The following is a 12557-nucleotide window of genomic DNA, read 5'->3' on the forward strand; positions in this document are numbered from 1 at the left end:
GACCCGGTGATCATCACCGGCCTCGACACTGAAGGTGGCGAGCTGTCGTTGCAGGAGAAAAACCTCAGCGACGGCAGCAGCCCGGATGCATCGGCCCTGACTCAAAGTGGCACGTTCACCGTGACCGCGCTGGACGGCGTGCAGACCCTGAGCGTGGGCGGCATCAACGTCGTCACTGGCGGCGTGGCGGCGGGTTTCCCACAATCGATTACCACCGCGCTGGGCAACACGCTGACCATCACTGGCTACAACGCCAGCACTGGTGTGGTGAGCTACAGCTACACGCTGCTGGACAATGAAGCCCATCCAAACGCCAACGGCGCCAACAGCGTTAGTGAGCAATTCACCGTAGTCGTCACCGACGATAACGGCACCACGGCCAACGGCAATCTGGACGTGAATATCGTCGACGACTTGCCTACCGCCCATGCTGATTCCACCTCGGTGGATGAGGGCGGGACGGTCAGTGGCAACGTCCTGAATAACGACGAAGGCGGCGCCGACGGGCCGGCCGTGAGTGGTGCCGTGATTGGCGTGCGCGCTGGCAACGACACCTCGACCCCGGCGATCGGCGGCTTGAACACCCAGATCAATGGCACCTATGGCTACTTGACCCTGGACGCCAACGGTAACGCCGTCTACCACAGCAACCCGAACACCGTCAGCGCCCCAGGCGCGACCGATGTGTTCACCTACACCGTGCGCGATGCCGACGGCGATGAAAGCACCACCACCATCACCATCGATGTCCACGATATCTGCCTAGTCGCCACACCCGATCACGAAATCAGCGTCTACGAAAAAGCCCTCGACCTGAACCAGGACGGCCAGGACCTGGCCCCCGGTACCGTCACCGGTAGCGCCCCGAATGCCACCAGCGAAACCGCCAGCGGCAGCCTCGTCGGCTCGATCAGCGGAGCCGTTGGCGCAGTCACGTTCGCACTGGTGGGCAACGCCACCGGAGCCTACGGTCAACTGTCGCTTCAGCCCGACGGCTCCTACACCTACACCCTGACCTCGCCAGCCACCACCACGCCCCACGCCAACGATGGCCCGAACGTGCTGAGCGAAAGCTTCACCTATCAGGCCACGGACTCGTTGGGCAACACGGTCACCAGCACCATCGTCATCGACATCGTCGACGATGTGCCCAAGGCCCATGCCGATTTGGCCTCGGTGGAGGAAGGCGGCACGGTCAACGGCAATGTGCTGGACAACGACGTGCTGGGCGCGGACGGTGGCATGGTGGTTGGCGTACGCGCCGGCAGCGATACGTCGAACCCTGCCGTCGGTGGCTTGAACACCCAGATCAATGGCACCTACGGCTACCTGACCCTGGACGCCAACGGCAACGCCGTCTACCACAGCAACCCGAACACCGTCAGCGCACCGGGCGCGACCGATGTGTTCACCTACACCGTGCGTGATGCTGACGGCGATGAAAGCACGACGACCATCACCATTGACGTGCATAACAGCTGCCTGGTCGCCGCACCGGATCATGAAATCCGCGTCTACGAAAAAGCCCTCGACCTGAATCAGGATGGCCAGGACCTGGCCCCCGGGACAGTCACCGGCAGTGCCCCGAATGCCAGTAGCGAAACCGCCAGCGGCAGCCTCGTCGGCTCGATCAGCGGTGCCGTGGGCGCAGTGACCTTCGCGCTGGTGGGCAATGCCACCGGTGCCTACGGTCAACTGTCGCTTCAGCCCGACGGCTCCTACACCTACACCCTGACCTCGCCGGCCACGACGACGCCCGCCGCCAACGATGGCCCGAACGTGCAGAGCGAAAGCTTCACCTACCAGGCCACAGACTCGTTGGGCAACACGGTCACCAGCACCATCGTCATCGACATCGTCGACGACGTGCCCAAGGCTCACTGCGATGTCGCCTCGGTGGTGGAGGGCGGGACGGTCAATGGCAACGTGCTGGACAACGACGTACTCGGTGCCGACGGCGGTGCAGTCATCGGCGTGCGTGCCGGCAACGACACCACCAACCCAGCCATCGGTGGCTTGAATACCCAGATCAACGGCACCTACGGCTACCTGACCCTGGACGCCAACGGCAACGCCGTCTACCACAGCAACCCGAACACCGTCGGCGCGCCGGGCGCCACCGATGTGTTCACCTACACCGTGCGCGATGCCGATGGCGATGAAAGCACGACGACCATCACCATCGATGTGCACAACAGCTGCCTCGTCGCAGCAACCGACCATGACGTGACCGTCTACGAAAAAGCCCTCGACCTGAACCAGGACGGCCAGGACCTGGCCCCCGGCACCGTCACCGGCAGTGACCCGAGCACCACCGGTGAAACCGCCAGTGGGAGCTTGGTCGGCTCGGTCAGCGGTGCCACGGGTGCCGTCACCTTCACCCTGGTGGGCAATGCCACCGGTGTCTACGGTCAGTTGCTGCTCCATCCCGATGGGTCGTACACCTACACCTTGACCTCGCCGGCCACGACCACACCCCATGCCAACGACGGCCCGAACGTGCTGAGTGAAAGTTTCACCTACCAGGCCAAGGACTCCCTGGGCAACACCGTCACGGGCAATCTGGTGGTGAGTATCGTCGACGACGTGCCTACCGCCATCGCGTCCGAGCGTTCGGTGACTGCGGTGGAGATCGATTCGAACCTGCTGATCGTGCTTGATGTCTCCGGCAGCATGAAAGACGATTCCGGCGTGCCAGGGCTCTCGCGTATGGATCTGGCCAAACAGGCGATCAGCGCCTTGCTCGACAAATACGACGACATGGGCGACGTCAAAGTCCAGCTTGTGACCTTCAGCGGCAGTGCCACCGACCAGAGTGCCGTGTGGGTGGACGTGGCAACCGCCAAGACGTTGATCGCCGCGCTGAACGCGCACGGTGACACCAATTACGATGCGGCCGTGGCGATGGCCAAGACGGCGTTCGCAACCCCCGGACAACTGACCGGTGCCCAGAACATTGGTTATTTTTTCTCCGATGGCAAGCCGACCTTGGGCGAAATCGGCTCGGCAGACGAGGTTGCGTGGAAAGCCTTTCTCGATGCCAACAGCATCAAGAATTACGCCGTCGGCCTGGGCAGCGGCGCCAGAAACGTCAATCTCGACCCGCTGGCCTATGACGGCAGCACGCACACCAACACCAACGCAGTGGTGGTCACCGACCTGAACCAGCTCAACTCGGTGCTTTCCGGCACCGTGCAAGGCACGCCGGTCACCGGCAACCTGCTGGGCGAGGGGGGCTCGTTCGGCGCCGATGGCGGGTTTATTAAAAGCCTGGTGGTCGATGGCACCACGTACAGCTATGACCCGGCGGCCAACGGTGGCCATGGTGCGCTGACCGCCAGCGGCGGGCTCAACCATGGCTCCTTCAATACAGCGACCAACACATTGAGCATCGCCACCGACCACCACGGTACTTTGGTGGTCAACCTGGATACCGGTGCGTTCACCTACACCTCCCAGACGACCACCAGCACCTTGATCAGCGAGCACATCGGCTACACCGTCAGCGACCATGACGGTGACCTGGCGAGCTCCAACCTGGTGATCAACGTCGTGCCCAACAGTCCACCGATCGCTGGCGACGACAACATCATCACCAACGTGCTGTCGGGCAACATCGTGATCCCGGGCGAGTTGCTGCTGGGTAACGACAGCGATGCCAACGGCGATCCGCTCACCGCCTCACCCACCAGTTTCAATACCGGTTGGGTCACCAAAGGCGCGGACTTCACCGGCAGCACTGGTACGGCCAGCTTCACCGGCAACAACGTGCAGTCGATCAACCTCAGCCGCAGCGCTTTCGTCGCCAATACCGCGAGCATGACGGCGATGTTGGTGGTCAGCGGTGCATTGGGGATGGTGTCCAATAACAACACCAACGATGAAGACCGGCTCAACATCAGCCTCAAACAGGGCGAAACCCTCACCCTGGACCACAACCTGTCGGCCGGTCACATTGCGATGGAGTATTCACTCAACGGCGGGCCATTCATTGCGATCAACGACGGGGCTTCTTTCACTGCGGCAGCGGATGGCAATTACCAGATCCACGTCACCAACATCGCCAATCCCGGCGGCGGTAATTCCAACGCGGCGGAGAACTATCAACTGACCCTCACCGTCGACTATGCCGGGGCGCAAGATAAAACAGCGGATTACCACGGCAGCTACACCGCCAGCGACAACCACGGTGGCAGTGACAGCGCAGCGGTAGGCATCAGCTATCAGGCGGGCCATACCCTGACGGGCACCAGTGGCGACGATGTGCTGTTGGCTGGCAACGGCGACAACATCCTCAACGCCGGCGACGGCAACGACATACTCAGCGCCGGTTCGGGCAACAACACCCTGAACGGTGGGGCAGGCAATGATCTGCTCTACAGCGGCACGGGCAACGACCTGCTCGATGGCGGTACGGGCAACGACACCGTCAGCTATGCACACGCCACGTCGGCAGTCACGGTGAACCTGGGCCTGTTGGCGGCGCAGAACACCCTGGGTGCGGGCACCGATACATTGAGCCGCATCGAAAACCTCGTGGGCTCGAACTTCAACGACACCCTCACTGGCGACGGTGCCAGCAACCGCCTCGACGGTGGTCTGGGCCATGACGTGCTCAATGGCGGTGGCGGCGACGACCTGCTGATCGGTGGCCTGGGCAACAACACCCTCACCGGAGGCAGCGGTGCCGATACCTTCCAATGGCAGGCGGGCAATAATGGCCACGACGTGATCACCGACTTCGCGCCCGGCATCGACAAGCTCGACCTATCCCAGTTGTTGCAAGGGGAGAATGGCAGCGCGGCGTCACTGGATGATTACCTGCATTTCAGCGTGAGCGGCAGCGGGGCGTCGGTCATCACCAGCATCGACGTCAGCGCCATTGCCGGCGCCACGCCGAACCAGACCATCGACCTGGCCGGCGTCAACCTCGCCAGTCATTACGGCGTCGCGCCTGGCGCGGGGGGAATCATCGGCGCAGCGGACACGGCGACCATCATCAACGGCATGTTGAATGATCACTCGCTGAAGGTGGATACGGTGTGAGCTGAGGCTGAAACGACAAAACCCGCCCTTTCCTGAGTGGAAAGGGCGGGTTTTCTATATTTCAGATTGGAGCTGCTCGGTCTCGCGATAAATCTTGATCGCCATGTCCACAAATTCGGCGCCTACACAGATCCCATGTGGGAGCGAGCTGCTCACCCATCCGGCTAGTACTATCCATTGACCCGCATACAAATCAGGGCCCTTCCCGCGAACTGCGTGGCGTTGTCGGTAAAGTTCACGATGTCGGAGGGGAATGAGGTATACCCCCATTGGCTATTCGGGGAAAGGGGAGGTGGCGCCCAAATCCAGGCCGTTGGATATAGCCACTCGCTCCCTATTTCAAAGCGCGTTTTCAGCGAAGTGCCCCAAAGAGGCCCAGGTCTGGCGCCGCCGTTCTGGATGTATGGCGCAGCCCAGGTATTGGCTTCCCGTGCATCCATGTAGGCGCTCCCGTTATTGAAAATAACGTCCTGGACCGAGAAGACCTGGACATCGTAGCTTGAAGTCTTCCCTGCGCTATCGCGAACGGTGATGGTGGTGCTACCGGACCCTTTGACCAGGACGCCGCCCTCATCGACATCGACTGTAGCAACACTGGGCTTGCTGGACCTGTAGGTGTACGGGGGCTTTCCACCGGTAGGCTTTCGCTCCAGGTCGTAGTAGCGATTTTTCGGCGCGAAGTTGCTGGTGGTGTAGATGGCTTGCTTAAACACATGGGGGGATGTGTCTATGATATCGGACGTCCCGACGGTAAACGTCCAGGGTGGCGACACCGGCTCGGTTCCGTAAATCCCCTTGGCGGTAAAGCTGTGGTCGCCGATGGCTAAGCCAATGACGGCATGGGTCCAGTTGCCTCCGATGGCAAAGGTGCTACCTTTGAAATCCAAACCGTCAAAAATGTCCACTCGCTGACCGCTAGCGCCGGTACCACTGAGCGTGACGGCGGTCTCCTCGGTGCTTGAACCATCTGGAACATCGTCGCCTTTGGCATCTTTCACCGAGGTGATGACGGGCGGCGCCGGTTGGTTCAGTTGGATATTCAGGCGTTTGGCCGGTGACCGGTTGAAGTTGCCCAACTGGTCGAAAACCACAAATTCGGCCACCGTATTGGGGTCGTCTCCCGCTTGTTGGAACGCATCGGTGAAGAGGGTTTTCACCGCCGGTAGCGAGCTGTCGGTTATTTCCCAATCAATGGTCGCATTGCCCAACAAAAAGCGAATGCGGTCATAGTCGCGCCGGTTGCTGTAGTTGAAACCGAACTCCACCCCTTGCGCCGCCCGCTCGGCGCTGACCCCATCGCGGACGACATCGGGCGGGATCACCAGATCCAGGCCGTCTGGCGCTGGGTCACCCGGTGCCCGCAGGTGATACAGGACGAATAGGTCCCTGGAGGGCACGGCATTTTCACTGGGGCGGGTCACTTTGTAATGCAGCCTGTTGACCCCGTGAATCAGATGCACATTAGGGATGTGCAAGGTGATGCGATCTTGTTCCTGTCCCGATTCTACGGTTTTGCCAGCGACAGGAGTGGGATCGTCATTGACGTATAAGTCAGCGCGATCATCCGCCGCCATTGTCCAGGAATGACGCTTGAGCTCCGTCCAAGGGTCAATCAGGCACCTCAGGCCCTGAGGCTCGTCGTCGTAAAGGCTCTTGGGAATCCCACCATCGGCGAGGCCGGCAGGCTTCACCGGAGTGACCCAACCCGGAATGATCACAGGGTACAGGACGAATAATTCGTCCAAGGTGGAGGATTGGATATCCATTGGCTTCTCCTGGCAGGTGACGGGACGTGAGCCGCTTTGGCTCGGTTATCACACGCCAGGGCGGGGAAACTGGCTACTGTCAGAGCTAACAGGTGAGGACGGGTTTAAGACGAGTGGTCGGTGTAAAACTGGCTGATGGACACCCTGATGGGCTCGGAGCAGCTCGCTGTGGCGAGGGCGCTTGCTCCCGCTCGGCGGCGCAGCCGTCGTAAAACCAGCCGGCGCGGTCTGCCTGCAAGACCGCGCCAGGCCATTTGGGGCAGCTTCGCCGCCCAGCGGGAGCAAGCTCCCTCGTCACGGGGCGTGGTGAATCGGTTAGCGTGGGTCGACGTTCTCCAGTGCCCGGTCTGCGAGCAATTCGCCCAGTTCGATCAACTGCTGGATGCCCAGGGCCACGTGACAAGGTGATGCTCTATGCCTCGCGCCGGCTGGCGCAGTTCCGTCGTTAGCCCGCTCCAGTCGCCTATGGGCCCTCGCTGCGTGCTTGGCGCTTGAGCGCGGCGCCGCGCGACGCGGGGGTTGCGTAATAGGAGATCTGACCGCGTAGTTGTCCCTGGACCGAGTCGCTGTTACCCCCAGCGTCGGCAAGGCCCCAGGTGACTACTCGCCCATCGCTCGTGAGCGCGACAAAGGCCTGACTGTTGGCGTAAAGAGCCCGTACATTCGTCAGGTCATTCACGTTCACCGCGCCTCCCCACATTTCATTACCCCATGCCACTACAGTGCCGTTGCGGCGCAATGCGGCAAATGCTGCGGCAGTGGCTGCAATCTGAACGATGTCGTCGAAAACTCCGATGGTGGCAGGCACCGGCGCTCCATAGTCCGAACTCCCCCAGGTCACCACATGGCCGCTGGCCCTGAGAGCGGCAAAGGATCCAGATGTAGAGACTACCTGGATGATGTCGTTGAGCGTCGCAATGGGTGCCGGAATGGCTCCGCCGCTGTTCGCATTTCCCCACGCCACCACCGATCCATTGGATCGTCGGGCGGCAAGTGCCGTACTCGCGCCAACCACTTCGACAATGTCAGTGAGTGTTGCAATAGCCGCTGGCACCGTGCCGCCGGCGTTCGGTTCAGTTCCCCAAGCCACTACGGATCCATTGGCTCGCCGTGCTGCAAAGACATAGTAGGCGTTGCTCAGTTCCACAATATCGTTGAGCGAGGCGATATCGCCCGGCACCGCTCCCCCCAGGTCCGGCCTTCCCCATGCCACCACGGTGCCATTGGCTCGCCGCGCGGCAAAGGCGTGTGCTGAAGCGGCCACTTCTTCAAAGTCATCCAGCAGGGCAATCTCCGCTGGAATTACGCCCCCCGCGATCGCGTCTCCCCACGCCACTAGGTGGCCCGTCGCCCGCCGCGCAGCAAAGGCATGTCCGGTCCCAACCACTTCGACGATATCGGTAAGATTGCTGATCGCCGCCGGTACGACACCGCCTCGCTCCTCCCAGCCCCAAGCCACCACACGACCGTTAGCTCGCCATGCGGCGAAGGCATAGGCCGCGTGAGCAACGCCGACGATGTCGGTGAGTGTCGCAATGGTCGACGGAACGGCGCCGCCGTGCCCCGGCACCCCCCACCCAATCAGGTTGCCTTGGTTCCGGCGAGCGATGAAAGCGCCCCATGCTTGCGAGGGGTCGTGGATTTTAAAGTTGCCGCATCCAAACAGATTGGCGGGATTGACACGGACCTCATCCTCGCTGGTGCGCACATGCAGTAACCGCCAGGGCTGCTTGTCATGGAATACGGCACTTCGGATCGGGTCGCCGCTGTCGCCTTCGTACTGCCATAGCGCTTCAAGCGGCTGCTGTGTAACGGCGTTCAACGCGGTAAGCAAGCGGCTGCTTGCCACCGTCGTCCAGTGCAGGGCGTTCGAAGTGCCGCGCGCGCCCATGACCAGCAACCGTCCGGAGCCTACTTGCCGCCGTATGTCATAGGCCGCCGGTTCCGAGGGTAGAGGCAACCCGCCCTGACGGCGCAACGTGTAGTCCAGTGTGATGGTCTGATCGACATTCGCCTCTACCACGGACTTTGGCACGGGAACGGTCTTGGACTGACCCTCCTCGCTGGCCGAAATGGTAAACGGCACGTTGATGCTGCCGGCCCCTGGGAGCCCTACCCAGCGTACTTCGCCGGAATCGCCCTCCAGCAGATTAACCTCCGCCGGTATCCGCACCGTGGCGCCGTTGGGCGTGTCAGCAGGATCGAGTTGGTTGCCCAGGGCTTGGTCAATGGTCGGGGGAAGCAGCTCCAACGGCCGGCCAAGATGAATATCCAAACGCTTGATGGGGGACTGATTGGCGTTGCCCAATTGGTCGGTCACCCGGTATTCGATCAATGTATTGGCGTTATCACCCACCTGTTGGAAGGTGTCGGTAAACAAGGTCTTCACCACGGGTGTCGAAGCGTCGGCTACCTCGAACGGGACGGTCACATCCCCCAGCAGAAAGTTGATGCGGTCGTAGTTTCGCGGGTAGGTATAGGCAAAACCAAACTCCACACCCTGCGCCGCCCGCTCGGCGCTGACCCCATCGCGGACGACATCGGGCGGGATCACCAGATCCAGGCCGTCTGGCGCTGGGTCACCCGGTGCCCGCAGGTGATACAGGACGAATAGGTCCCTGGAGGGCACGGCATTTTCACTGGGGCGGGTCACTTTGTAATGCAGCCTGTTGATCCCGTGAATCAAATGCCCATTAGGAATGTGCAAGGTGATGCGATCTTGTTCCTGCCCCGATTCTACGGTTTTGCCAGCGACAGGAGTGGGATCGTCATTGACATATAAGTCAGCGCGATCATCCGCCGCCATTGTCCAGGAATGACGCTTAAGCTCCGTCCAAGGGTCAATCAGGCACCTCAGGCCCTGAGGCTGGTCGTCGTAAAGGCTCTTGGGAATCCCACCATCGGCGAGGCCGGCAGGCTTCACCGGAGTGACCCAACCCGGAATGATCACAGGGTACAGGACGAATAATTCGTCCAAGGTGGAGGATTGGATATCCATTGGCTTCTCCTGGCAGGTGACGGGACGTGAGCCGCTTTGGCTCGGTTATCACACGCCAGGGCGGGGAAACTGGCTACTGTCAGAGCTAACAGGTGAGGACGGGTTTAAGACGAGTGGTCGGTGTGAAACTGGCTGATGGACACCCTGATGGGCTCGGAGCAGCTCGCTGTGGCGAGGGCGCTTGCCCCCGCTCGACAGCGCAGCTGTCGCCTATGGCTGGCAAAGCGTGTGAGCGCGACCCTCATCAAGGTTTGTATGTCTGAGGGCATCCACGCGATAGGCGCACAGGGCGCCTCACCGGCTCAGTCGCTGATTTTTTTCAACTGCTTCCACTTTCCAGGCTGCGGGCCTGAAGCGTGAGCGCGGCACCGCGCGATGCTGGGGTGGCGTAGTAGGAAACCTGACCACGCAGTTGGCTCTGGACGGCGTCGCTGTTGCCGCCAGCATCGGCCAAGCCCCAGGTGACGACTCGCCCGTCGTTTGTCAGCGCCGTAAATGCCTGATTGTTGGAGTAGACAGCCCTGACGTCGAATAGCTGATCAGCCACCGCCCGAGTGTCGCCGCCCCAAGCCGCAAGCCCCCATGCCACGACTGTGCCGTCGGCCAGCAGTGCGGCAAAAGCGCCTTGCGTGGAGGTTACTTGCACGATGTTATCAAGTGTGAGGATTGGCCCGGGCACCGCCGCGCCATATTCCGGATGGCCCCAGGCGACGACATGTCCGTCGGTCAGTAACGCAGCAAAGGCCCCCGAGCTGGATGTCAGTTGCAAGATGTTGTTCAGCTCGGCGATATCCCGGGGTACTGATCCACCCAGGGATGGATGGCCCCACGCGACCACGTGCCCGTTGGCCCGGCGTGCGGCAAAGGCGCCTTGGTCACGATCGGCATTAGCGTCCACATGGGTGGCGGATACGTCGATGATGTCGTCGAGCGTGGCGATGTCGCGCGGCACCTCGCCGCCCCCGCTGGCATGGCCCCACGCGACCACACTGCTGTCGGTACGCAGCGCTGCGAAAGCCGCGGCAGAGCCTATGATCCGTTTAACGTTGCTGTATTGGGGGGCGTTCGGCACCGTGCCGCCTGTGTCAGGATGGCCCCAGGCGACCACTTGACCATGGGTACGGCGTGCAGCAAAAGCCCAATGGCCGCCTGTGACTTCATCAATGTCAGCCAGCGCCTCGATGGGCCCTGGCAGCACGCCACCAAATCTCTCATCACCCCAGGCAACCAACCTGCCATTGGTGCGACGCGCCGCAAATCCGTAAGAGTTAGCGTATACCGCATCGATATCCTTGAGCCTGGCGATCGCCTCCGGCACCTCTCCACCGTGCAGCAGGCTGCCCCAGGCGACCACATGGCCATTGGCGCGCAATGCTGCAAAGGAAAAGGCTGAGCCAGCAACCTCGACAATGTCGGTGAAGGTCCTGATGGTCGACGGGATGTCACCGCCATACACGGCCATGCCCCATCCAACCAGATGACCACTGTCACGGCGAGCCACAAAAGCGGCATAGGGCGCCGTGTGGTCGGTGTACACATTGTTACCATTGCTGAAGACATTAACGGGGTTGATACGGACCCAATCATTACCGCTGCGTACGTGCAGTAGTTTCGAGGGGTGGGTGTCCGGGAAGTGGCTTGCGCTCACACTCTCACTGTCCCCTTCGTACTGCCACAATGCCTCACGCGGCTTGTGTGTCGTTTTGTCCAATGCTGTCAGCTGGCGTATCTCGCTGGTGACCCAATGTTTGAAAAACACGCTACGCGCGCCCATGACCAACAACTGTCCAGAACCCACCTGCCGCCGTATGTCATAGACAGCCGGATCGGAAGGGAGAGGCGACCCGCCCTGGCGCCGCAACGTGTAGTCCAGTGTGATGGTCTGATCAATATTCGCCTCTACCACCGACTTCGGCACGGGTACGGTCTTGGACTGCCCCTCCTCGCTGGCCGAAATGGTAAATGGCACGTTGATGCTGCCGGCCCCTGGTAGTCCTACCCAGCGCACTTCGCCGGAGTCGCCCTCCAGCAGGTTAACCTCCGCCGGTATCCGCACCGTGGCGCCGTTGGGTGTATTGGCAGGGTCGAGTTGGTCGCCCAAAGCTTCGTCAATGGTCGGTGGAAGCAGCTCTGCCGGCTGGCCAAGATGAATATCCAAACGTTTGGTGGGCGACCGGTTGAAGTTGCCCAACTGATCGAAAACCACGAACTCCGCCAGCGTGTTGGGGTTGTCACCCGCTTGTTGGAAGGTGTCGGTGAACAGGGTTTTCACCACCGGTATCGAACTGTCGGTGATTTCCCATTCAACCGTCGCATTGCCCAGCAGAAAGCGAATCTGGTCGTAGTCCCGTCGGTGGGTGTAGTCGAAGCCGAACTCCACGCCCTGCGCCGCCCGCTCGGCGCTGACCCCGTCGCGGACAACATCGGATGGGATCAACAGATCCAGGCCTTCTGGCGCAGGGTCACCTGGCGCCCGCAGGTGATACAGCACGAACAGGTCCCTGGAGGGCCGTGATGAGTTATCGCTGGGGCGGGTCACGATGTAGTGCAGCCTGTTGACCCCATTGATCAAGCGTCCATGGGGGATATGCAGGCGCATGCGGTTTTGTTCCTCCCCCGGCTGGACGGTATCGCCTGCGACGGGCGTGGTGTCGTCATTGACATACAGGTCGACTCGATCCCAAGCCTCCAGCGCCCAGGCGTGACGCTGCATCTCCACCAACGGGTCAATCAAGCATTCGAGCCCC

Annotated in this window: 3 protein-coding genes and 2 pseudogenes; 1 reads left to right on the top strand and 4 read right to left on the bottom strand. The window is 61.4% G+C overall.

The annotated features are described in order from the left end of the window. Window positions 1-5046, top strand: a 5046-nt coding sequence (locus BT125_RS28030; RefSeq protein ID WP_072412395.1) for a beta strand repeat-containing protein, incomplete at its 5' end; no start/stop codon positions are given. 170 nt (window positions 5047-5216) lie between these two features. On the opposite strand, the gene BT125_RS28035 is transcribed toward BT125_RS28030, so the two are convergent. The 4 genes and pseudogenes from BT125_RS28035 to BT125_RS28045 all read right to left on the bottom strand — a co-directional run. Then, entirely contained in the window at window positions 5217-6812 is a 1596-nt protein-coding gene (locus tag BT125_RS28035) for an Ig-like domain-containing protein (RefSeq protein WP_072412397.1), read from the bottom strand. Between the two features lie 315 nt (window positions 6813-7127). Then, window positions 7128-7211: pseudogene (locus tag BT125_RS30160) on the bottom strand (DUF6124 family protein); the annotation flags it as partial. A 64-nt stretch (window positions 7212-7275) separates the two neighbouring features. Further along, window positions 7276-9810, bottom strand: coding sequence for an RCC1 domain-containing protein (locus BT125_RS29845; protein WP_256573853.1), 2535 nt, complete (start codon window positions 9808-9810; stop codon window positions 7276-7278). 319 nt (window positions 9811-10129) lie between these two features. Further along, window positions 10130-12557, bottom strand: a pseudogene (locus BT125_RS28045) (hypothetical protein); the annotation flags it as partial.

This window comes from Pseudomonas sp. NFACC04-2 (genome assembly GCF_900119265.1).
Lineage (GTDB): Bacteria > Pseudomonadota > Gammaproteobacteria > Pseudomonadales > Pseudomonadaceae > Aquipseudomonas > Aquipseudomonas fluorescens_AA.

Bases quoted from the DNA above. Each gene is read 5' to 3' on its own strand.
- BT125_RS28035 (WP_072412397.1), bottom strand. From the start codon at position 6,812: ATGGATATCCAATCCTCCACCTTGGACGAATTATTCGTCCTGTACCCT.
- BT125_RS29845 (WP_256573853.1), bottom strand. From the start codon at position 9,810: ATGGATATCCAATCCTCCACCTTGGACGAATTATTCGTCCTGTACCCT.